The sequence below is a fragment of the Winogradskyella undariae genome (assembly GCF_013285155.1).
GTDB classification, from domain to species: domain Bacteria; phylum Bacteroidota; class Bacteroidia; order Flavobacteriales; family Flavobacteriaceae; genus Winogradskyella; species Winogradskyella undariae.
In genome coordinates this window covers 1-22,199 of sequence record NZ_JABTEL010000023.1, presented here as the reverse complement: position 1 = coordinate 22,199, position 22,199 = coordinate 1, and the positions used below count along the sequence as shown (strand labels likewise).

At 31.0% G+C, this 22,199-nt stretch carries 23 protein-coding genes and 1 tRNA gene; 11 read left to right on the top strand and 13 right to left on the bottom strand.

Translation table 11 applies throughout. The features are described 5' to 3' along the window. The first annotated feature begins 260 nt into the window (after window positions 1-260). The 5 genes from thrS to HSX10_RS17775 all read left to right on the top strand — a co-directional run bounded on the left by thrS (window position 261) and on the right by HSX10_RS17775 (window position 4,467). Window positions 261-2,201, top strand: a complete 1,941-nt coding sequence (gene thrS, locus HSX10_RS17795; protein ID WP_173589606.1) for a threonine--tRNA ligase — start codon at window positions 261-263, stop codon at window positions 2,199-2,201. 33 nt (window positions 2,202-2,234) lie between these two features. After that, on the top strand, window positions 2,235-2,783 hold the full coding sequence (gene infC, locus HSX10_RS17790) for a translation initiation factor IF-3 (protein WP_173589607.1): 549 nt from the start codon (window positions 2,235-2,237) through the stop codon (window positions 2,781-2,783). Between the two features lie 122 nt (window positions 2,784-2,905). After that, a complete protein-coding gene (gene rpmI, locus HSX10_RS17785; protein WP_173589605.1) occupies window positions 2,906-3,103 on the top strand; it encodes a 50S ribosomal protein L35 in 198 nt (65 codons plus the stop codon). Between the two features lie 103 nt (window positions 3,104-3,206). Next, window positions 3,207-3,551, top strand: coding sequence for a 50S ribosomal protein L20 (gene rplT / locus HSX10_RS17780; RefSeq protein WP_173589604.1), 345 nt, complete (start codon window positions 3,207-3,209; stop codon window positions 3,549-3,551). A 118-nt stretch (window positions 3,552-3,669) separates the two neighbouring features. Continuing rightward, window positions 3,670-4,467: an HAD family hydrolase gene (locus HSX10_RS17775; protein WP_173589603.1), complete on the top strand. Its 798-nt coding sequence runs from the start codon at window positions 3,670-3,672 to the stop codon at window positions 4,465-4,467. Here HSX10_RS17775 and HSX10_RS17770 read toward each other — a convergent pair. The 10 genes from HSX10_RS17770 to tgt all read right to left on the bottom strand — a co-directional run bounded on the left by HSX10_RS17770 (window position 4,447) and on the right by tgt (window position 16,489). Beyond that, complete coding sequence (locus tag HSX10_RS17770) at window positions 4,447-4,869, bottom strand: secondary thiamine-phosphate synthase enzyme YjbQ (RefSeq protein WP_173589602.1); 423 nt, start codon at window positions 4,867-4,869, stop codon at window positions 4,447-4,449. The genes HSX10_RS17775 and HSX10_RS17770 overlap by 21 nt on opposite strands. An 884-nt stretch (window positions 4,870-5,753) precedes the next feature. Further along, window positions 5,754-6,422, bottom strand: coding sequence for a LytR/AlgR family response regulator transcription factor (locus HSX10_RS17765; RefSeq protein WP_173589601.1), 669 nt, complete (start codon window positions 6,420-6,422; stop codon window positions 5,754-5,756). After that, a complete protein-coding gene (locus tag HSX10_RS17760) occupies window positions 6,415-8,115 on the bottom strand; it encodes a tetratricopeptide repeat-containing sensor histidine kinase (RefSeq protein ID WP_173589600.1) in 1,701 nt (566 codons plus the stop codon). Before HSX10_RS17760 ends, HSX10_RS17765 begins: the two co-directional genes overlap by 8 nt. A gap of 1 nt (window position 8,116) precedes the next feature. Further along, entirely contained in the window at window positions 8,117-9,334 is a 1,218-nt protein-coding gene (locus HSX10_RS17755; protein ID WP_173589599.1) for an asparagine synthetase B, read from the bottom strand. Between the two features lie 178 nt (window positions 9,335-9,512). Next, entirely contained in the window at window positions 9,513-10,547 is a 1,035-nt protein-coding gene (locus HSX10_RS17750) for an AI-2E family transporter (protein WP_173589598.1), read from the bottom strand. Window positions 10,548-10,618: 71 nt separating this feature from the next. After that, entirely contained in the window at window positions 10,619-12,151 is a 1,533-nt protein-coding gene (dnaB, locus tag HSX10_RS17745) for a replicative DNA helicase (protein ID WP_173589597.1), read from the bottom strand. A gap of 171 nt (window positions 12,152-12,322) precedes the next feature. Then, window positions 12,323-13,276, bottom strand: coding sequence for an acetyl-CoA carboxylase carboxyltransferase subunit alpha (locus HSX10_RS17740; RefSeq protein ID WP_173589596.1), 954 nt, complete (start codon window positions 13,274-13,276; stop codon window positions 12,323-12,325). Between the two features lie 59 nt (window positions 13,277-13,335). Beyond that, window positions 13,336-14,244 carry a DMT family transporter gene (locus HSX10_RS17735; protein ID WP_173589595.1) on the bottom strand — a complete coding sequence of 303 codons (909 nt, stop codon included), beginning with the start codon at window positions 14,242-14,244 and terminating at the stop codon, window positions 13,336-13,338. Next, window positions 14,231-15,253: an LptF/LptG family permease gene (locus HSX10_RS17730; RefSeq protein WP_246293619.1), complete on the bottom strand. Its 1,023-nt coding sequence runs from the start codon at window positions 15,251-15,253 to the stop codon at window positions 14,231-14,233. Before HSX10_RS17730 ends, HSX10_RS17735 begins: the two co-directional genes overlap by 14 nt. Window positions 15,254-15,358: 105 nt before the next feature. Beyond that, the gene (gene tgt, locus HSX10_RS17725) at window positions 15,359-16,489 is read right to left on the bottom strand and encodes a tRNA guanosine(34) transglycosylase Tgt (RefSeq protein WP_173589593.1); all 1,131 of its coding nucleotides are present in this window, start codon (window positions 16,487-16,489) and stop codon (window positions 15,359-15,361) included. 250 nt (window positions 16,490-16,739) lie between these two features. Here tgt and HSX10_RS17720 point away from each other — a divergent pair, with 250 nt between their 5' ends. From HSX10_RS17720 to HSX10_RS17710, 3 genes are all read left to right on the top strand, one after another. Next, the gene (locus HSX10_RS17720) at window positions 16,740-17,585 is read left to right on the top strand and encodes a transketolase (RefSeq protein ID WP_173589592.1); all 846 of its coding nucleotides are present in this window, start codon (window positions 16,740-16,742) and stop codon (window positions 17,583-17,585) included. Window positions 17,586-17,708: 123 nt separating this feature from the next. Continuing rightward, a complete protein-coding gene (locus tag HSX10_RS17715; protein WP_173589591.1) occupies window positions 17,709-18,662 on the top strand; it encodes a transketolase family protein in 954 nt (317 codons plus the stop codon). A 57-nt stretch (window positions 18,663-18,719) separates the two neighbouring features. Continuing rightward, on the top strand, window positions 18,720-19,319 hold the full coding sequence (locus HSX10_RS17710; RefSeq protein ID WP_173589590.1) for an outer membrane beta-barrel protein: 600 nt from the start codon (window positions 18,720-18,722) through the stop codon (window positions 19,317-19,319). An 85-nt stretch (window positions 19,320-19,404) separates the two neighbouring features. Here HSX10_RS17710 and HSX10_RS17705 read toward each other — a convergent pair whose 3' ends face one another. Next, window positions 19,405-19,740 carry a hypothetical protein gene (locus HSX10_RS17705; protein ID WP_173589589.1) on the bottom strand — a complete coding sequence of 112 codons (336 nt, stop codon included), beginning with the start codon at window positions 19,738-19,740 and terminating at the stop codon, window positions 19,405-19,407. Window positions 19,741-19,748: 8 nt separating this feature from the next. Continuing rightward, a complete protein-coding gene (locus tag HSX10_RS17700; protein ID WP_173589588.1) occupies window positions 19,749-20,189 on the bottom strand; it encodes an FKBP-type peptidyl-prolyl cis-trans isomerase in 441 nt (146 codons plus the stop codon). Window positions 20,190-20,522: 333 nt separating this feature from the next. On the opposite strand from HSX10_RS17700, the gene HSX10_RS17695 reads away from it, so the two are divergent. Continuing rightward, entirely contained in the window at window positions 20,523-20,897 is a 375-nt protein-coding gene (locus tag HSX10_RS17695; protein WP_173589587.1) for an RNA-binding S4 domain-containing protein, read from the top strand. 80 nt (window positions 20,898-20,977) lie between these two features. Beyond that, a complete protein-coding gene (locus HSX10_RS17690; RefSeq protein ID WP_173589586.1) occupies window positions 20,978-21,481 on the top strand; it encodes a phosphoribosyltransferase family protein in 504 nt (167 codons plus the stop codon). Here the strand turns inward: HSX10_RS17690 and HSX10_RS17685 are convergent. Next, window positions 21,473-21,994 (bottom strand): shikimate kinase, encoded by a 522-nt coding sequence (locus HSX10_RS17685; RefSeq protein WP_173589585.1) that lies wholly within the window; start codon window positions 21,992-21,994, stop codon window positions 21,473-21,475. The genes HSX10_RS17690 and HSX10_RS17685 overlap by 9 nt on opposite strands. A 128-nt stretch (window positions 21,995-22,122) precedes the next feature. On the opposite strand from HSX10_RS17685, the gene HSX10_RS17680 reads away from it, so the two are divergent. Beyond that, window positions 22,123-22,195, top strand: a tRNA-Lys gene (locus HSX10_RS17680). Window positions 22,196-22,199 lie beyond the last annotated feature (4 nt).

Genomic DNA, 22,199 nt, shown 5'->3' with positions numbered 1-22,199 from the left:
TATCCCCGCATTAGCGGTAGGAGCGGCATCCTTTTTTTATCCTAAAACTTTATAAAAGGTAATGTTACTATATATAGATGAGATCTTATTATATGATCAACGCCTATTCTAAAAAGATATAGCGGATGACGCGGCGCTTTTGCTCCTTGAAAGCAAAAGCGAAATGCCAAAAAAAAACTTGTTATATATTTATAGAAACTTCACTTTGTCTATTCCTTATATAGGTATATCTTTGTGGGCTAAAATTTATACTATATATAATGATACAAATTACTCTACCAGATGGTTCCGTTAGGTCTTTCGAAAAAGATGTGACTCCTTATGAAGTGGCTGTAGACATTAGTGCAGGATTTGCCCGTAATGTTATTTCAGCAAAATTCAATGACACCGTTATTGAAACCACCACTCCATTAACGACAGATGGTAGTCTTACTTTATATACTTTTAAAGATGATGCTGGTAAAAAAGCATTTTGGCATTCTTCTGCTCACGTTTTAGCACAGGCTTTAGAGGAACTTTATCCTGGTGTGAAGCTATGGGTTGGTCCTGCTATTGATAATGGTTTTTATTATGATGTTGATTTAGGTGAAGGAACTATCTCTGAAAAGGACTTTAAGACTATTGAAACTAAAATGATAGAAATCGCTAGAGGTAAACACGATTTTAAATTGCGTGATGTCTCTAAAGCAGATGCTTTGTCTTATTATAAAGGAAAGAATGATTATAAAGTTGACTTAATTGAAAACTTAGAAGATGGAACTATTAGTTTCTGTGATCATTCTACTTTTACTGATTTATGTCGTGGTGGACATATACCTAATACTGGTATTATAAAAGCTGTTAAGATTTTGAGTGTTGCTGGTGCTTATTATAAAGGTGACGAAAACAACAAGCAATTGACAAGAGTTTATGGAGTTTCGTTTCCTAAACAAAAAGAATTGACTGAATACCTTCATCTTTTGGAAGAAGCTAAGAAAAGAGATCATAGAAAATTAGGTAAAGAACTTGAGCTTTTTGCTTTTTCGAAAAAAGTAGGTCAAGGTTTACCATTATGGTTACCAAAAGGAGCGGCTTTAAGAGAGCGTTTAGAAAACTTTTTAAAAGCTGCACAAAAGAAAGCTGGCTACGAAATGGTGGTTACACCACATATTGGGCAAAAAGAGCTCTATGAAACTTCTGGGCATTATGCAAAATATGGCGCAGATAGTTTTCAGCCTATTACAACTCCTTCTGAAGGGGAAGAATTTTTATTAAAACCAATGAATTGCCCACATCACTGTGAGATATACAACGTAAAACCTTTTTCTTATAAGGAATTACCAAAACGTTATGCAGAATTTGGTACTGTTTATAGATATGAACAAAGTGGTGAATTACATGGATTAACGAGAGTTAGAGGTTTTACACAAGATGATGCTCATATTTTCTGTACTCCGGATCAACTTGATAGTGAATTTAAAGCTGTTATAGATTTAGTTCTTTATGTTTTTGGATCTTTAGGATTTGAAGATTTTACTGCTCAGGTTTCTTTAAGGGATCCTGAGAATCCTGACAAGTATATTGGAAGTGATGAAAACTGGGAAAAAGCAGAAAAAGCAATTTTAAATGCTGCCATAGATAAAAAATTAAATTATGTTGTAGAAACAGGTGAAGCTGCTTTTTACGGACCTAAGTTAGATTTTATGGTGAAAGATGCTTTAGGTAGACAGTGGCAATTAGGAACTATACAGGTTGATTACAACTTACCCGAGCGTTTTGACTTGACTTATAAAGGTAGTGATAACGAGATGCACAGACCGGTTATGATTCACCGTGCTCCTTTTGGAAGTCTGGAACGTTTCATCGCTATTTTATTAGAACATACAGGCGGAGATTTCCCACTATGGCTGATGCCAGAGCAAGTTGTTATTATATCAATAAGTGAGAAATTTGAAAAATACGCTGAAAAAGTTTTAAATGTGCTAGAAAATGACGAAATTCGCGCCCTCACAGATAACAGAAATGAAACTGTAGGTAAGAAAATTCGTGAAGCTGAGTTACAAAAGTTTCCGTTTATGATCATTGTCGGTGAGCAAGAAGAAAAGGATAATACAATAACAGTACGCCAAAGAGGAGGTGAAGACCTTGGTACAATTACTGTAGAAGCCTTTGCAACATTAATAAAAGATAACATTAATAAAAGTCTAAAAACTTTTAAGTAATATAAGTTTAATTTAAATACAGAAGCCATAGCAATACGTAGAAACAGAAAGAATTTTACAAGACGTGTATCTCAAGAAGATAAACACCGTATAAATTCTAAGATCAGATCTGAGGAAGTTAGATTAGTCGGAGATAATGTTGAAATAGGGGTTTACCCCGTTAAACAGGCATTATCGTTTGCCGATGAACAAGGTTTAGATCTCGTAGAGATTTCACCAAACGCGACTCCTCCTGTTTGTAAAGTTATGGATTATAAAAAATTCCTTTACGAACAGAAAAAACGAGAAAAAACGTTAAAATCTAAAGCAACTAAAGTTGTTGTTAAAGAAATTCGTTTTGGTCCTCAAACAGATGACCACGATTATGAGTTCAAGAAGAAACATGCTGAGAAATTTTTAAAAGACGGAGCGAAGTTAAAAGCCTTTGTTTTCTTTAAAGGACGATCTATTGTTTTTAAAGAGCAAGGACAAATTTTATTATTAAAATTAGCCCAAGATCTTGAAGAATATGGAAAGGTAGAACAACTTCCTAAGCTTGAAGGTAAGCGAATGATTATGTTCATCTCACCAAAGAAAAAATAGTCTAGGCTATAACATATCACTATTATATTAAATAGTTGATATTAAAAATGAAGAAATATCCATGCCTTTGGCATAGGGTGTATTAAAATAATAAGCGAAACGAAATTAAAAAAGAGGACAAAATGCCTAAAATGAAAACTAAATCGAGTGCTAAGAAACGTTTCAAACTAACTGGCACTGGTAAAATTAAAAGAAAGCATGCTTTTAAGAGTCATATCTTGACAAAAAAATCTAAAAAGCGTAAGCTTGCGTTAACTCATGATACAGTAGTACATAAGGCTGACGAGAAGAATGTTAAAATAATGTTACGTTTAAAGTAATATTTTTTAACCGGTTACAATAAATTATAAACCCTGGAGTTAGGCAAAACAATTTAGCAAGTGTCATAAATAGACCGCCTACTACAAAACAAAATTAAAAGAAATGCCAAGATCAGTAAATTCAGTAGCAAAAAGAGCCAGAAGAAAAAAGGTTCTTAAGCAAGCAAAAGGTTACTTCGGAAGACGTAAAAACGTTTGGACAGTAGCAAAAAATGCGGTTGACAAAGCGATGCAATACTCGTATAGAGACCGTAGAGTAAAAAAGAGAACATTCCGTTCATTATGGATTATGCGTATTAATGCAGGTTCAAGACAACATGGAATGAGCTATTCAAAATTTATGGGAGGATTAAAAGCTAACAATATCGACTTGAACCGTAAAGTTCTTGCTGATTTAGCAATGAATCACCCACAAGCTTTTGAAGCTATAATTAACAAAGTTAAGTAAGGCTTTTAGCCAAATTAATAACATCATTTCGCTTATAAAAATCCGGTTCATTAATTTGAATCGGATTTTTTATTTCTATATATTTAAACTATAAATTAAGCCTCTAAAATAAGTAAATATGAAAGACGTTAAAATGGTTGTCACAGATATGGACGGTACTTTATTAAATACTAATCACCAAGTTAGTGAACGCTTTTTTAAAGTTTTTAAGCAACTACAACAACAAAATATACGTTTTGTTGCAGCTAGTGGAAGACCTTATTACAGTATCGTAGAAAAGCTACAAGCCATAAAAACTGATATTACAATTATAGCAGAAAATGGAGGTTTAGTTATTGAAAATGAAAACGTTTTATTAGCAAATACTTTAGATTCAAAATTAGTTTTAGAGCTTTATGAATTGGTAACTAAAATAGATAACACCTACCCTATTTTCTGTACACAAAAGCAAGCTTATATTTTACGAGCATCGGAAGATATGGTGAAGATTTTTTCTGAATATTATTCAAAGTATACAATTGTTGATTCTTTTGAAGAAATTAAAGATGAAGTTATAAAGATTGCCTTATATCACAAAGTTAATTCTGAAGCACATATTTTACCTTTTGTAAAACATTTAAAACCTAAATTAAGCGTTGTTGTTTCTGGAAATCATTGGTTAGATATCTCTAAAGCTATTAATAACAAAGGGAATGCCATAACCTTACTACAAAACATGTACAATATTAAACCAGAAGAAACTATGGCTTTTGGTGATTATAGTAATGATTTAGAACTTTTAAAATGTTGTAAGTATAGTTATGCTATGGAAAATGCACATCCAGAAGTAAAGTCAGTAGCTAATTACGAAACTCTGTCTAATGATAACTTTGGTGTTGAAGTTGTTTTAGAACAATTAATTTCCGAAAACAGTTAAAACTAATTGTCTTCCTGAAGCATTATTTCTATGTTCACAAAGGTAAATACCTTGCCAAATTCCTAAATTAAGCTTTCCATTTGTAATTGGGATTTCAACAGAACTCCCCATTAAAGACGCCTTAATATGTGCAGGCATATCATCTGCCCCTTCATAAGTATGCTGATAATAGGATTGATTTTCGGGTACCATTTTATTTATATGACTTTCAAAATCTAATCTTACTGTAGGATCTGCGTTTTCATTTATTGTTAAGCTTGCAGATGTATGCTTAATAAAGACTTGTAGCTGTCCTATTTTAATCTCATTAATTTCAGGTATGGCTTTATTCACTTCTGATGTTATTAAATGAAAACCTCTAGTAAATGAATTTAGCTTTATTTCTTTTTGAAAGAACTTCATGTTGACTTCTTATTATAATTCATAAATAATTATCATCAATAATAAACATAAATGCTTTCAAATTAATAAAAACACACATTAAAAAAGAAAGTATTTGAAAAGAAGAAAGGTCGCTAATAAGCGACCTTTCTTTTAATGATTAAAAACCCTACTTCTTAATCACCCTTTTTCGAAATTTCCCCAAACCTCGAATTTATTTTAAATGATATATTCAATATTAAACTCTGAAAATATCAATTGTATTATACTTTATCTAAATCTATTTAAGTAGTTCTGTATAATAATAGAAAATAATTATCTTATCTTTTTTATAAAAAATAAGATGCACAGAATATATGACTAAAGACAAAAACTAATAATAACGTTGGATTTATCTTCATAAAATTATAAGTAATAAATGTACATTTAAATTTTTTACTTAAAAACAAGAAGGTTTGAAATACATTATTTTGTATGTGAATACACTAATATATCATTTATCTTTTTATAATGTTTTTGAAATAATTTTATATAAAAATAGCGTATTAATAAAATGATGCTATTTCAGAAGTATTTGATAAATATGTTTTAATATAAGTCACATTGTATGCGTTAGGTGCATAATAAGTGATTGATCATAACTTTATCTACTGTCTTACTAACTATATTCTTATACTATATTGATATGTAGTTTGTTGTTATTGATTTTGACCATCTGCATAAGAAAAAATTAAAAGTTCTAAAGAATTTGATCTTTGATATATAAAATAACTTTACTCTCCTATTAAAAGATCTATATTCGATACTTGAAATAATATACGACTTATAAAAGCCAGCAATAAAAGTAGAATTTTAGTCTCATAAAAATAATAAGGTGTTAACTACTTAACTATATATGTTTAATATTATTTAAAATGAAAAGCATAAGTTCTAGATAGAGGAATCTCTATATCTTTTATAAAAATAGAATTTGAAGAAACACGCTCTACTTTTGTTTTATTAACGATATACGAACGATGTGTTTTTACAAAAGTCTCTGATGATAATTGTTCTGAAAATGTATTTAACGATTGCCTTAATGTATACTTTTTATTCTCGGTATGAATATCTATATAATTCCCGTCTGCAACAACGTAAATAATGTGATCAAATTGTACGTAAACTGTATCATGACCATCTTTAATTTGAAGTGTTTTTACCTGTTTTTTTATATATGCTAAATTTATAGAAGCTAATACATCTACACGTTTTATCGGTTTAGTTAAATATGCATCTGGATTTGTTTTTAACGCTTTACTCATTAAAAGAGCATCGTATTGACCGGTTAAAAAGATTAAAGCTGCATTCTTGTTTTTAATTTTAGACAATTCAATCCCTGAATTTTCACCATCTAAATTAATATCCATTAAAATAATATCTGGTAAAAAATGCATCATTTCAATTTTTGCCGATTCTTTATCATGCACTATTTTTAGATTATTAAAAGATTCTTCTTCTAAAATTTCAAAAATATGATCTGCAATTAAAACTTCATCTTCAACAATAAGGATTTTTATATTCTTTATATTATGCATTATTCATTTCTTTTTCAAATAAAAACAAGAACCCCTTACTGGTATCAATTTTATATTCAATTTTTAACTGTCTACAAAGCTTATCTACTAATTTTAGTTTTAGTTTTTTTCCTGTGGCTGTTGTCCCGTTATCTGAATATTTAAAGTATAATTTACTTTCTTTGATTTTTAAGTTAAAATTAATCTCTTTATACTCTTGTGAACTAAAAGCATGTTTTATAGAGTTAATACTTAACTCTGTTAATAACAGTCCAAAATACATAGCATAATTAGAAGAAATATTAATAGGATCAACACTAAAATTGGTTTTAATCTTATGCTCTTTAAATACATCTAGAAAACTATCTCTTACATCCTCTAAATAGTTTGCTATATCTACTCCTTGCTTATCTTCATTTCTGTATAAATGTTTATGAAGTGTTGAAATGGCTTCAACTTTAGATAAAATATTTTTAAACTGCAAAGTCGTATCTTCTGAAGGCTTCTTTAATTGATCTGAAATAAGAATAATGACTAATTGTAAATTATTATTTATACGGTGATTTGCTTCACTTAATAAAAATTCGTTTTGTTGTGATAAAAATTGAAGCTGTTTATTATCTTTTTTAGCTCTTTTAAAAAATATAGCAGTTAATAAAGCAATGAGAGTTGCACTAAAAAATAAACTAACACTAATGTACAAACGCGTTTTATTTGTAGATAATTCTTTATCCTTATTAGCTATTTCTAATTTGTTTATGTGAATTTGATTTTCCTTTTCTGCTAATTTATATTTTTCTTCTAACTCAAATAAAAATTTACTGTGCTCTAATTTATAATATTTATCTGTGAGCCTTAATCGTATTTTTAAATATTCATAAGCCTTAGTTGTATTTCCTAATTTTTCATAAATATTTCTAATATTATCGGTAAATAGAATCTCTCCATAAAAAAGTTCATTTTTTATCGCATAATCTAAAGCTTTCAAAGATTCTTCTAAAGCCTTATTATATTGCTTATCTTTTATTAGCACTCTAGTATAATTTATATATGCATCGACCTTATTTTGAATTAAATTATTGTGATCAGCAAAATAAATTAGATTTTCTAAAGTCTCTATGGTCTTATCAAAATTCTTATTTTCTTCATAAACACCAGAAATCTCTAGAGTAGAAGAAAAAACTCCATCTTTATCATTTAATAATTTTGAAAGCTTTAATGCTTTTTCTGCGTAAAAGAATGTGGAATCTGCATTATTGTAATATTCTGTAAATAAAGCTGCTTTTCTGCTATAATATTTTACTAAATATTTATTTTCAATTTTATGAGATTTTAAAAGTAGTGTTGCTCTATCTAAATGCTGTTCTGCTTCTTTAAAAAGTGTTCTTTTTCTATAAAACTCAGCCATTTTAACATCATAATAAAACTCTAACTGTTTATTATTACTGCCATTTATTACTGCTAATGCTTTACAATAATAATTATTAGCACTATTATAATCGAGTTTCAATTTATAAATCTCAGCTAAACCAATAAGTAATTTGATCTCTTGAGCTTTACTTGTTTTATCTAATAAATGAGCTTCAAAATAAGTAAGGGCACTGTCTAATTTATTATCATCTATTAATTTTTGACCGAAATCTATAATAGAATCACTTTGAGAAAAAGACAAATGAAATATAAATAAGAAAAACGTAAATTTAAAATACTTCATATTAGGTTTTCTGCTTCTTCTTTTTAGCTGCAGGAAATAATACATTATTTAAAATTAACCGATATCCGGGTGAAGTTGGATGTAAATCTAATTCGGTTTTAGGATCTCCTACTTTGTGCGTATAATCTTCAGGATCATGACCACCGTAAAAAGTAAAAAAACCTTTACCTTTTATTCCATGTATATATTTGGCTTCTCCATTTGTTCTGTTCTCCCCCATCACCAGAACGTTAGATTTTATTTGATCTTTAGTAAATGAAGTTGTTTGTCCCATAAATCCTTTAACTAACGCTGTGTGATTTTGAGTTAACATCGTTGGAATAGGATCCCATTTTGCTGAATATTCCATTAAAGAAAAATAATCCGTCAATTTAGGTATTTGACGCTTTGTTGTCATGTCTATAGATGAAAACTCATAAACATTAGGACTACGTTCTAATACATAATCTTTAAAAGCAAATGTTTTAGAAAAATCTATTTTAGTTTGATAAGCTGGATCACTACCGTCTCCATCAAACATAGGTTCGCAAATATCTACACCTTCAGCAGATAAAGCTATATCAAAACTATCTGTTGCAGAACACATGGCAAACATAAAACCACCACCTACAACATAGTCTCTAATTTTTAGAGACACTGCTAATTTCTCATCAGATACTTTACTATAGCCTAACTTTTCAGCTAAAGCCTCTGCATTTTTTTTGTCTTCAATATACCAAGCGGCTGAGCGATAGCTCTTGTAAAATTTACCATATTGACCTGTAAAATCTTCGTGATGTAAATGCAACCAATCGTATAACAGTAATTCATCATTTAAAACTTCTTCATCATAAATAGTTTCGTATGGAATTTCGGCATAAGATAACACCATCGTTACAGCATCATCCCAAGGTGTTGTTCCTGAAGGTGTGTAAACGGCTATTTTAGGTGCTTTTTCTAAAACAATTGCATCTTGGTTAACGGCTGGACTTGCTATTTCTTCTAAAATTTGTGCTGCTTTAGCATCTGAAATCACTTCAAACGAAACCCCTCTAATCTGACACTCACGTTGAATGATCTCTGCATCTGGTAATAAGAAAGAACCACCTCTGTAGTTAAGCAACCATTTGACCTTTAGCTCTCGTTCTAATGTCCAATAAGTGATACCGTATGCTTTTAAGTGGTTTTCTTGTGTTTCTGCATCCATAGGAATAAGAATATAAGACGCATAGGTCTTCATACTTAAAAATAGTGCAAAACAAAATAGAATGATTTTCTTCAAGGCCATAGAATTAGAACGAAATATAATTAAATTTTAATCTATAAAGCCTGTATTTATCATTCTTTTAATATCAAACTAGACTTAATCCTTTTAATATAAAATAAGAAGTATAACTAAAATCCTGAAAATATAAAATTTAGTTTATTGAATTTTCATTACCAGAAAGTAGTGTTGCAATAACTTTAGTCCCTTCAAACTGCTCTAATATAATTTTAATAAAAACAGTTATAGGAATTGCCATAATTAAACCTGGTATTCCCCAAAGGAATCCCCAAAACATAAGCATAACAAGTACAGCAATGATATTTATAGAGAAAGATTTCCCCATAAAAATAGGTTCTAAAACAGCTCCAAAAGTAACTTGAACTAAAGATATAGAAAGTATAAAGAAAAATAATACACTAGTCGGATCTAATTCTACAAAGGCAAAGATAGACAACATTATTACGGAAATAAAAGAACCTACCATTTGCACAAAGTTAATAGCAAAGGCAAATAAGCCCCAAAATATAGGGAAACTTACATCAAAAAACACGCACATTAATCCTGTAAATATTCCGGTTAAAGCACTTACCAAGACCTTAACTTTTATGAATTTAATAAGATCTTTCTCTATCTTCATAAACGTTTTTACAGAAGTATGTTTACGTTTTAACAATGTACTATTAAGTAACTTATGCACATTAATAGATTCTGCTAACCACAGTACTACAAAGAAAACTGTCATTAATAAACTTGTTAAAAATGAGTTTAAGAATCCCAAAGTAGACCCTAGATTTTCTTTCTGAAATAACTGTCCTAAAATTCCATGTTCTTGCTCTACAACAATACCAAAATTCTCTAATAGATAAATTTTAAGGTCAGCCATTTTCACTTCGGCTTTCATTAAAAACTCAGCATTATTCGCTAATATTTGCTTACTAGATAACTGAACCAATTCTATACCTAATTTAAGACCAAGTGCCACTAATAGCAGTACAATAATAATACTCACTACTCTTGGTACGTTTCTACGGCCTAACCATCTCATTAATGGTAAAAACAATAGCGCTATAAACATTGAAAAAAACAATGGTATAAATATAAAAGACAAGATCTTAAGTAAATAAAATACTAAAGGAACCGTAATGATTAACAACAAAATATTTGTTGTGCGTCTTTCTTCTAACATGAGGCAGATTTGGTTTTAACTACAAAATTCAAAGATAAGTTAAATACAGTTTTCATTTCTATAAAATGTTCTTAAAAAGGAACTCCATCATCATCGGGACTACCAAAGGCATCAGATGCTGAAGGAAAATTATCTGGTGTAAATGCATTATCACTTGGTGTTTCATTCATTTTAGAATGAAATTCACCAAATGGTGTATCAAAATCATCAAGATTCTCAAACTTACCTAAGTGACCAACGAATTTCAATCTAATATTTTCTAAACCACCATTTCTGTGTTTTGCAACAATAAATTCACCCTGACCTGCTGTTGGTGAACGCTCATCATCATCCCATTCATCAATCTTGTAATATTCTGGTCTGTAAATAAATGATACAATATCGGCATCTTGCTCAATTGCACCAGATTCACGTAAATCTGATAGTAATGGGCGTTTACTTCCACCACGCGTTTCTACAGCACGGGACAACTGAGATAAAGCAATTACTGGTACACTTAGCTCTTTTGCTAAAGCTTTAAGGTTACGAGAAATCATAGATATTTCTTGTTCACGATTTCCTCCTTTCTGACTTCCTCCAGCGGTCATTAACTGCAAATAATCAATCATGATCATTTTAATACCATATTGAGATGCTAAACGACGTGCTTTTGCTCTTAAATCGAAAATTGAAAGCGACGGCGTATCATCAATAAACAAAGGTGCATTTTCTAATGCTTTTACCTTAACGTTTAATTGTTCCCATTCGTGTTTTTCAAGTTTACCTGTTCTTAGTTTTTCTGAAGACAAGGTTGTTTCACTCGAAATAAGACGCGTAATTAACTGTACTGAAGACATCTCCAGAGAGAAGAACGCTACAGGAATATTACTATCTACAGCCATGTTTCTTGCCATGGTAAGCGTAATTGCTGTTTTTCCCATACCTGGACGTGCAGCTACAATAATTAAATCACTGGGTTGCCATCCTGAAGTTAATTCATCTAATTTATTAAAACCGGTAGGAATACCACTCATTCCTTCCTTATTAGACATCTCCTCAATTTTCTTTTTAGCCTGAATTACCAAACTCTGAGCAGATTCTGTTGATTTCTTAACGTTACCTTGGGTGACTTCGTATAATTTAGCTTCAGCTGTATCTAAAAGATCAAAAACATCTTTAGTTTCATCATAAGCTTCTTCTATAATTTCGTTTGAAATTTTAATTAAACTTCTCTGAATAAATTTTTGAAGAATAATACGTGCATGAAACTCAATATGCGCAGAAGATGAGACACGTTGAGTTAAAGAAATCAGGTAAAAATCACCACCTGCAACTTCTAACTTCTGATCTTTTTTTAATTGACTAGAAACGGTTAATAAGTCAATTGGCTCACTGTTTTCGAACAATTTAAAAATAGCTTCAAAAATATGTTTGTGTGCCTCTTTATAAAATGCATCTGGACTTAAAATATCAATTACTTCATCTACCCCTTTCTTATCTATCATCATCGCACCAAGCACAACTTCTTCTAAGTCAGTTGCTTGTGGTGGTATTTTTCCTTTTTCTAAATTGATAATTGTGCTTTTATCAACTTTATAGCCTTGTACTGCATTGGGTTGTTTCATAGGTAACAAAAGTAGTTAAATAGTGTTGAGTAAATGATAATAATCGTTTTTCGATTTCAACAAATCGTCAACAATCTAACTGTTAATAACTCGAATTAATTGTTAATAGTGCCAAAAAAAACCGAAGTATAAAACTTCAGTTTTTTTTTAAATTCCTTAAGAAGAATAAGATTAATCTTTATAGACTCCCATTTCATCATATTTTGCCATACGTTGGCTTACTAAATCTGTTGCTGATAATTCTTTCAACTCATCATAAGACTTAACGATAGCATTTTTTACAGCTAAAAAAGTCTTTGCTCTATCTGTATGTGCACCACCTAAAGGTTCTTTTATAATAGAATCTACAAGTTTCATGCGCTTCATATCTTTAGCCGTTAACTTTAAAGCTTCTGCCGCTTGTTCTTTGTATTCCCAGCTTCTCCATAAAATTGAAGAACAAGATTCTGGTGAAATTACAGAATACCATGTATTCTCTAACATCATTACACGGTCACCTACTCCAATACCTAAAGCTCCACCTGAAGCACCTTCACCAATAATTATAGTGATAATTGGTACTTTAAGACGTGCCATTTCTAAGATGTTTCTAGCAATAGCTTCTCCTTGGCCACGTTCTTCAGCTTCTAAACCTGGATATGCACCCGGAGTATCTATTAAAGTTACTACAGGAATACCAAATTTCTCAGCAGATTTCATAAGACGTAATGCTTTACGGTAACCTTCTGGATTAGACATTCCGAAATTACGGTATTGTCTTGTTTTAGTATTAAAACCTTTTTGCTGGCCAATAAACATGTAAGATTGATCTCCAATTTTACCTAAACCACCAATCATTGCTTTATCATCCTTAACATTTCTGTCTCCATGTAACTCTAACCAAGTATCACCACAAAGGGCTTTAATATGATCTAAAGTATAAGGTCTATTAGGGTGACGAGATAACTGAACACGTTGCCATGCCGTTAAGTTTTTATAAATCTCTTTCTTAGTTTCAGATAATTTTTTTTCAATCTGCTTACAGGTCTCAGAAACATCTACCTCACTTTCTTTACCAATAATTTCGCATTTATCTAGCTGCTGCTCTAATTCTTTTATGGGTAATTCAAACTCTAAGTATTCCATACAATTTGAAATTAGTTTTGTCTTTTGTTAGTATTAATTAGGGTGCAAATATAAAAACTTTAATTGGGAATACGATCTGTTTTACTCTTCCGTCTCATATAGTTCTTAAAAATTGCATCAAATAAAACTGTAACTAAAACAAGTATAGCGCCTAAATAAAACTGTGGTGACATCATTTCTTTTTCAGGAAAAAGCATGAGTGCCATAGCAATACTATATACCGGTTCTAAATTATAACTAAGAATTACAGTAAAAGGACTTATAAAGCGCATAACTTCTACTGAACCTATAAATGCATAAGCTGTACAGATTGAAGCTAAAATAAATAAGTAAACCCAATCGGAACCTGAAAGTGTAAAAAACTCTGCATTGAAGGTTTTACCTGATAAAAGTATAAATACCGTTAAAAAAAGTACTCCACATAAAAACTCATAAAATGAAATTACCGTAGCATCGTGTTTTTCTATAAAACGGCCATTAATAACAGCAAAAAGAGTTGATAATAGAGCAGAAATCAATCCTAAAACGATACCATTAATGTATCCCATTTGTCCACTAGTAATTAAAAATACCCCAAGTATTACTATAATACCAAAGATTATTTCAGAACCAAGTATGCGACGTTTAAAAAAAATGGGCTCTATAAAGGAAGCAAAAAAAGCACCTGAAGAAAACATTGCTAAAGCAATAGACACATTAGACTGATTAATAGCTTCGAAAAAGGTTATCCAATGCAATGCTATAATGATTCCTGCGGCGGAAAACTGTAAAAAAGTATTTCTAGATATTTTAATATTGACCCCTCTAATCTTAATGTAAATAAACATTAAAATTCCAGCCATAACCATTCTAAACCAAACCAATTCTATGGATCCAATGGTGATTAATTCACCTAAAATAGCCGTAAATCCTGCTATTAAAACAAGGAAATGTAAGTGTAAATAATTTTTTAGTTTAGCGTTTGGCATTTTGAAGCAGATATACAGCTAAAGCACCAAATACTAAGTTTGGAAACCATACTGCTATTACAGGATCGAAATTAGATTGCTCTGCCATAACACCAAAAACTTTATCGAAGAACACGTAGATCATAGCAATAGCAATACCAAATGCTAGGTTTACTCCCATTCCTCCTCTTCGTTTTACAGAAGACACAGCAACAGCAATAATAGTAAGGATAAATATAGAGACAGGTAAACTCCACTTCTTAAGCTTTACCACTTGGTAACGGCCTATATTAGGAGAACCTCTTCGTTTTTCGGCAGCAATAAATGAAAGTAATTCTCCATAAGATTTTGTTTCTGCAGCGTACTCAACAGGTGTTAAATCTTCGAGCTCAAAAGGAAAATCCATCAGTTTCTGATTTTCTTTCTCTACCGTTTCTACACCATCTTTAAATGAACGTTTTAAATATGTTGTGAGTTTATAAGAACTATCCTTTTCAACATAATTAATTCGGTCTGCAAAAATTTTATATTTTAATTCATTGCCTTCAAAATGCTCATAGGTAAAGTTTAAACCTGATTTTGTTTTAGGAATAAAATTACTCACAAAAATGTAATCATTATCATTAATCTGTTGAAAAACATCTCGGGTTTGCTGGACGGATTTATTCTTTTTTAAATACTTAAATTTAAACTCATTAAATCCCTGACTTGCAATTGGAGCCAGATACATCCCTAGAAATAAGGCGATTAAAGCTACAATTGTAGCGCCAATCATATAAGGTCTTAAAAATCTAGAAAAAGAAACACCTGAACTTAAAAAAGCTACAATTTCTGTGTTATTTGCTAATTTTGAAGTGAACCAAATAACAGATAAGAATAAAAATAAAGGAAATAAAAGGTTGGCAAAATAAACTGTGAAATCTAAATAATAAAATGCAACTTCTCCAAAAGGCACTTCATTCTCAATCATTTTACCTACTTTTTCTGCTAAATCTACTGTTATCCCGATAGGAACAAACAATATTAACATCATCAGAAATGTAAATAAATACCGCTTTATGATATACCAATCTAATATTTTCAATGTATCGTTACGTTATTAAGTTATTATTCTTTTCAATATAAAATAAAGACTTTACAGTCTGTTATCCATCTGTTTAACCATCTTATCTTTCCATTCTCTAAAATCACCTGCAATAATATGCTTTCTAGCTTCTCTAGTTAACCAAAGGTAAAAACCTAGATTATGAATGGTTGCTATTTGCTTTCCTAATAATTCATTCACCGTAAATAAATGTCTTAAATACGCTTTAGTATATTCAGTATCTACAAATGTTATACCCATTTCATCAATAGGAGAAAAATCATCAGCCCATTTTAGATTCTTAATATTAATAGAACCGTAAGCTGTAAATAACATTCCGTTTCTTGCATTACGTGTCGGCATTACACAATCAAACATATCGACACCTAAAGCTATATTTTCTAAAATATTGATTGGTGTACCAACGCCCATTAAATAACGCGGTTTATCTTCTGGAAGAATACTACAAACCACATCGGTCATAGCATACATTTCTTCTGCTGGCTCACCTACAGAAAGTCCTCCAATAGCATTCCCTGCTGCACCTGCATTTGCAATATATTCTGCAGATTGTTGTCTTAAATCTTTATATGTACTTCCCTGAACAATAGGAAAAAATGTTTGATCGTAATCGTAAGTTAATGGTGTCTTTTCTAAGTGATTTATACAACGATCTAACCAACGATGCGTCATGTGCATAGAACGTTTTGCATAATTATAATCACAAGGATAAGGTGTACACTCATCAAAAGCCATAATAATATCAGCCCCAATTTTACGTTGTACCTCCATTACGTTTTCGGGCGTAAACACATGGTAACTTCCATCAATATGTGATTTAAACTTTACACCTTCTTCCTTAATTTTACGGTTAGAAGACAAAGAATAAACTTGATATCCACCAGAATCGGTTAAAATATTACGATCCCAGTTCATAAATTTATGTAATCCTCCAGCTTTTTCTAAAATTGGAGTCTGTGGTCTTAAATATAAATGATAGGTGTTTCCAAGAATAATATCTGGATTAATATCGTTTTTTAATTCGCGTTGGTGCACTCCTTTTACAGAACCAACTGTACCAACAGGCATAAAAATAGGGGTTTCTATTGTACCGTGATCTGTTGTAATTGATCCGGCTCTTGCCTTAGATTGTTTATCTTTTGCTACTCTTTGAAATTTCATGTATTGTAAGTCAGACGGCAAATATAAATAACTCTACAAGATTCCTTCTTAAATTAGTTTTAAAAAAATAAGCTTATCATTATTTAGCTACCGTTTTTCTATTTTTTAATGAAGCATTGGCTGTTTTAAAGTTGAAATATGAAAATATTGTTAGCAAATCTTATAATTCGTTAATAAGTGCCTAGATTCAATCTTTGATAAAGTCCCTTTAAAAAGTTATTTTTGCACGATAAAACTTAAGCAACATAACATGCCAAACATTAAAGAATTAAACGATTTAACAACACAAGTTCGTAGAGATATCATACGAATGGTGCACAAGGTCAATTCTGGTCATCCAGGTGGATCATTGGGTTGTGCCGAATTTTTTGTTTCACTATACAACGAGTTATTAGAAACCAAAGAAGGTTTTGATATGGACGGTATTGGGGAAGATTTATTTTTTCTATCCAACGGACACATCTCTCCTGTATATTACAGTGTTTTAGCAAGAGCTGGTTATTTCCCTATAGAAGAGCTTAACACATTTAGACTTATCAATTCGCGTTTACAAGGTCACCCAACAACACACGAAGGTTTACCTGGTATCCGAATTGCATCTGGTTCTTTAGGTCAAGGAATGTCTGTTGCTATTGGAGCAGCACAAACTAAAAAATTAAACAATGACGATCATTTAGTATATAGTCTTCATGGAGATGGTGAATTACAAGAAGGTCAAAATTGGGAAGCTATTATGTATGCTTCAGCTAAAAAAGTAGATAATCTTATTTCTACAATTGATTTAAACAAGCAACAAATTGATGGTTCTACTGACGATGTTTTACCTATGGGAAGCATCAGAGCTAAATTTGAAGCTTTTGGATGGACTGTTTTAGATATCGAAGAAGGTAATAATGTTGAAGCTGTCATTAAAGGAATGAAAGAAGCTAAATCATTAACCGGAAAAGGAAAACCTGTTTGTGTATTATTACATACTGTAATGGGTAATGGTATTGACTTTATGATGCATACACACGCATGGCATGGTAAAGCTCCAAACGATGAGCAACTTGAAAAAGGTTTAGCTCAAAATCCTGAAACATTAGGAGATTACTAAATAAAGTCTAATTATACAGATACCTACTTAGGTAGGCATTATTATGACCGAGCATGCTAAAAATCATCATTCTTTAAGAAAATGATTTATAATGAATAGCATGTGACAGTAAAAACAATACATATGAAAACATATACATACACAGAAAAAAAAGATACAAGAAGTGGTTTTGGAGCTGGTTTAGCTGAATTAGGAAGAACAAATCCTAATGTAGTTGCACTTTGTGCCGATTTAATTGGATCTTTAAAAATGGACGAATTCATTAAAGAGAATCCTGAGCGTTTTTTCCAAATCGGAATCGCAGAAGCTAACATGATGGGGATTGCTGCAGGTTTAACAATTGGCGGAAAAATTCCTTTTACAGGAACTTTCGCTAACTTCTCTACAGGAAGAGTTTACGATCAAATACGTCAATCTATCGCTTACTCCGGTAAAAACGTAAAAGTTTGTGCATCGCATGCCGGAATCACTTTAGGTGAAGATGGAGCAACGCATCAAATTTTAGAAGATATCGGATTAATGAAAATGTTACCAGGAATGGTCGTTATTAATCCTTGTGATTACAACCAAACAAAAGCAGCTACTTTAGCAATTGCAGAATATGATGGACCTGTATATTTAAGATTTGGTCGTCCTGCTGTTCCTGTTTTTACGCCTGCTGATCAGAAGTTTGAAATTGGTAAGGCAGTTAAATTTACAGAAGGTACAGATGTAACTATTGTAGCTACTGGTCATTTAGTTTGGGAAGCTTTAGAAGCATCTAAAGCATTAAACGAAGCTGGTATTTCTGCTGAAGTTATCAATATACATACTATTAAACCTTTAGATGATAAAGCAATTTTAGACTCTGTTGCAAAAACAGGATGTATTGTAACTGCTGAAGAACATAATTACATGGGTGGTCTTGGAGAAAGTGTTGCTAGAGTTTTAGCTGAACACAACCCAACGCCTCAAGAATTTGTTGCTACAAAAGATACTTTTGGTGAATCTGGTACTCCTGCTCAATTAATGGAGAAATACGGATTAAATAGTGAAGCAATTCAGAATGCTGTTAAAAAAGTATTGAAAAGGAAATAATTTTCTTCTGGCACCGTTTTTGAAAGTAAGTGCTTAATCTTAAAAAAAACGAACATTATGAATAATTTAAAAAAATCAATTGTTGCCAGTGCCTTTTTTGCTCTTGTTGGATTTACAGCAACAGCGCAGAATGGAAATTCTTTCGGGATTAAAGGAGGCTTAAATTATAGTGCTAACGGTGACTATTTTGAATCTGCTAGCGAAGCTAGAAGTTCGGATCGTAATATTGGATACCATATTGGTGTTTTCGGAAAAATAGGAAATCGGTTGTATTTAAAACCAGAACTAATGTACACCGCTACAAAAAGTGATTACAATAGCGATGAGTTTTCAATGAAGAAAATTGATTTACCGGTCTTAGTTGGTGTTAAAATAATTGGCCCTCTTAGTGTTTTTGCAGGACCTTCTTTTCAATACATTTTAGATACCGATTTTGAAGGTATTACTGTTGATGATTTTGAAGAAGATTTTTCTGTAGGATTAAATTTTGGGTTTGCTCTTAGTTTTAACAACATAGGAATAGATCTAAGATACGAAAGAGGTTTTAATCATAACGAAGCTACTTTTATCAATAACAACTTAGAGACAACCAATTTTTTAAATAGAATTGATGCTAGACCAGATCAATTGATCTTAAGTTTATCTATTGCTCTTTGAGAAGAGCAAATAATTTTTATAAAAAAGAAAGCCACTCAAATTGAGTGGCTTTTCTTATAGTTATTTATTTAATAAAATTTATTCATTAATATTCTGGATCTAAATAATCTGGAGTACCATCATTATTAGAATCTACTAAAATTACTGTTTTAATAGTAATAACACCTTCTAATTTTGATTTTGCACTTATATACTCATTATCAGTAAGTGTAGGTTCTTCTTCACCAATATTAGTATCTACTGTATATGTATTTTGTAGAACTTCGTCAATTGTAGCAACACCATCATCATCTGCATCAACAAAATCAGGAAAACCATTATCATCTGTATTATGATCAGTAACATCTAAGTCATTATCTAAATCTTCTAGATAAGAAGGTACACCATCATCATCATGGTCTTCAATTTCGAATTGTAACAACTTAAACATTAAATTATCATAAGAATAACCTGTACTTGTTGATGAAAAAATGCTAATCCTGAAGGCACAAACATAACACCTAAACCAGGGTTTGTAAAATCTACATTTCCACTTTCATCAATATCATAACCAGAAGAAGCATTAAAAGTTGGCATTACAAGTTGCCACGCCTGTATTACTCCGGTTGAATTTAAACCTGTTTGCAAATTAAAAAGAGCAGGTAGCACACTAGAATCAAAAGATTTATTATTACCATCTAAAGCTTGATTTATTGAAATACCTTCATATTTAACACTAACGATATCCGTAAAATAAGGAGAATCACCATCTCCTTGATTTAATCTTAAGATATAATAATTATAATCTGCTTCTAAATATATAGTCGTCTTAGTTTCTACAGCATCAATTAATAAAGTATTTCCTGTAGGTAAAGTCTCTCCTTCAGCCAATTCTTCAATTATAATATCTGCAGATTTATGGTTAGTCCCTATTTCAAAAAACTAGAATTATAATAATGTGTTGACAAATATGTAATTATAGAATCATTATCTTTAATTTGTTGCTCTGTTCTATCTTCTTCTACAAAAGATATTCCATCATCTTCATCATCCTTACAAGAAACTACAACTATGATTAATAGCTATTAATAAAAGACTAAATTTTAAAGTTTAAATTATCATAGTTTGTACATGATATTCATTATTGCTTAATTTTAACGCTCAAGATACAATAATATAATATTTTTGTACTACTAGATTAATGTAGTTTTTTATTGAAATGATATGCGAATTGATAAATATTTATGGTGTGTACGCTATTACAAAACCCGAAGCATTGCTACAAAAGCATGTAAAAAAGGGCAAATAAAAGTTAATGGTGCAGCTGTTAAACCCTCGAGAGAAGTTTTTCCTACAGATAAAATTGAACTTAGAAAAGATCAAGTAATTTATCAACTAACGGTTAATGACTTACCTCCTAACCGAGTTGGTGCAAAACTTGTTGATTTATATAGAGTGGATACGACTCCTAAATCTGCTTTTGAAGCTCAAGAGCTTTTAAAATATAGTAAAGACTACTATAGAAAAAAAGGAACCGGAAGACCAACTAAAAAAGACCGAAGAGACATTGATGATTACCGTGATGATGAAGAAGAATAAAAAATACTAGAACGATTAATTAATTTCATAAAAGAAATACAAGGTAAAGAACTGTTTTTTATCTTTGAAAAAAAGAGTAAATGGCACTTACAAAAAATACAATTCTAAGTCATAAAGAGATAGAGCATAAAATAAAACGTATTGCTTATCAAATTTATGAAAGCAACGTTAATGAAACAGAACTTATCATTGCAGGTATTGAAAGCAATGGGTATTTGCTCGCTAAAAAAATAAAAGCGAACCTAGATAATATTTCTGACATCGAATCTACGCTTTGCAAAGTTAAAATTAACAAGACAGCACCGACAGATCCTATAAAAACATCTATGGCTGCAGAAGATTATACTAATAAATCTTTAGTTCTTGTTGATGATGTTTTAAACTCAGGAAGCACTTTAATTTACGGTATTAAACATTTTTTAGATGTACCATTAAAACAATTTAAAACAGCTGTATTAGTAAATCGTAATCACAAAAAATACCCAGTAAAAGCAGATTTTAAAGGGATTTCTCTTTCTACATCTTTATATGAACATGTACATGTTCATTTATCTAAACAGCCGTATGAAGCTTATTTAGATTAATTGAGCTTTCAGTTCATCTAAGATCTCAAGTTGTGTTTTACGATCTGTATTAATCATATATTGAGATTGACTGTAATATTGAGAACGCTCAAATAGGTGTTTTCCTATAAACTCTGTTAAATCTTCTTTAGAAGTTAAGTGACTAATTAATGGTCGCTTTTCTTTTTCTGTAAATAAACGATCCACTAAAAGCGGAATAGAAAGCTTTAGATAAAAACTCTTTACATTTGTATTATTGATCAATAATGGCATGTTATTACTATAACAAGGCGTTCCTCCTCCTAAAGCTAAAACAATATTTTCTGAAGAATTTATAACTTCGTTTAAATATTCTGTTTCCTTTTTTCTAAAATAGATTTCTCCTTTTGACTTAAATATTTCTGATATTGAGGCTGTTTCTTTTTCCGCGATGTAATCATCGAGATCTAAGAAACTGTACGACAAGGATCTAGCCAACTCCTTTCCAAGAGTTGATTTTCCTGATCCCATATACCCTATTAAAACTACAATCATAATGCTTATAAATTGATTATTAAACCTATAGGTTTTGACACAACAAAAAAACGAAAAAAAATTAAAAAAAGTGTTGTTAAATTAAAGAAAGCTTATATATTTGCACCCTCGTTAGAAAAAACGATAAAGACCAGTTAGCTCAGTTGGCAGAGCATCTCCCTTTTAAGGAGAGGGTCCTGGGTTCGAGCCCCAGACTGGTCACTAA

Excerpts from the sequence above, each read along its gene's own strand:
- rplT (WP_173589604.1), top strand. The coding sequence starts at position 3,207 with ATGCCAAGATCAGTAAATTCAGTAGCAAAAAGAGCCAGAAGAAAAAAG.
- HSX10_RS17740 (WP_173589596.1), bottom strand. The coding sequence starts at position 13,276 with ATGGAATACTTAGAGTTTGAATTACCCATAAAAGAATTAGAGCAGCAG.
- HSX10_RS17690 (WP_173589586.1), top strand. The coding sequence starts at position 20,978 with ATGGCACTTACAAAAAATACAATTCTAAGTCATAAAGAGATAGAGCAT.
- HSX10_RS17715 (WP_173589591.1), top strand. The coding sequence starts at position 17,709 with ATGAAAACATATACATACACAGAAAAAAAAGATACAAGAAGTGGTTTT.
- HSX10_RS17710 (WP_173589590.1), top strand. The coding sequence starts at position 18,720 with ATGAATAATTTAAAAAAATCAATTGTTGCCAGTGCCTTTTTTGCTCTT.
- HSX10_RS17720 (WP_173589592.1), top strand. The coding sequence starts at position 16,740 with ATGCCAAACATTAAAGAATTAAACGATTTAACAACACAAGTTCGTAGA.
- tgt (WP_173589593.1), bottom strand. The coding sequence starts at position 16,489 with ATGAAATTTCAAAGAGTAGCAAAAGATAAACAATCTAAGGCAAGAGCC.
- thrS (WP_173589606.1), top strand. The coding sequence starts at position 261 with ATGATACAAATTACTCTACCAGATGGTTCCGTTAGGTCTTTCGAAAAA.
- HSX10_RS17775 (WP_173589603.1), top strand. The coding sequence starts at position 3,670 with ATGAAAGACGTTAAAATGGTTGTCACAGATATGGACGGTACTTTATTA.
- HSX10_RS17770 (WP_173589602.1), bottom strand. The coding sequence starts at position 4,869 with ATGAAGTTCTTTCAAAAAGAAATAAAGCTAAATTCATTTACTAGAGGT.
- HSX10_RS17685 (WP_173589585.1), bottom strand. The coding sequence starts at position 21,994 with ATGATTGTAGTTTTAATAGGGTATATGGGATCAGGAAAATCAACTCTT.
- HSX10_RS17695 (WP_173589587.1), top strand. The coding sequence starts at position 20,523 with ATGCGAATTGATAAATATTTATGGTGTGTACGCTATTACAAAACCCGA.
- rpmI (WP_173589605.1), top strand. The coding sequence starts at position 2,906 with ATGCCTAAAATGAAAACTAAATCGAGTGCTAAGAAACGTTTCAAACTA.
- HSX10_RS17760 (WP_173589600.1), bottom strand. The coding sequence starts at position 8,115 with ATGAAGTATTTTAAATTTACGTTTTTCTTATTTATATTTCATTTGTCT.
- dnaB (WP_173589597.1), bottom strand. The coding sequence starts at position 12,151 with ATGAAACAACCCAATGCAGTACAAGGCTATAAAGTTGATAAAAGCACA.
- HSX10_RS17730 (WP_246293619.1), bottom strand. The coding sequence starts at position 15,253 with ATGTTAATATTGTTTGTTCCTATCGGGATAACAGTAGATTTAGCAGAA.
- HSX10_RS17755 (WP_173589599.1), bottom strand. The coding sequence starts at position 9,334 with ATGAAGACCTATGCGTCTTATATTCTTATTCCTATGGATGCAGAAACA.
- HSX10_RS17750 (WP_173589598.1), bottom strand. The coding sequence starts at position 10,547 with ATGTTAGAAGAAAGACGCACAACAAATATTTTGTTGTTAATCATTACG.
- HSX10_RS17735 (WP_173589595.1), bottom strand. The coding sequence starts at position 14,244 with ATGCCAAACGCTAAACTAAAAAATTATTTACACTTACATTTCCTTGTT.
- HSX10_RS17765 (WP_173589601.1), bottom strand. The coding sequence starts at position 6,422 with ATGCATAATATAAAGAATATAAAAATCCTTATTGTTGAAGATGAAGTT.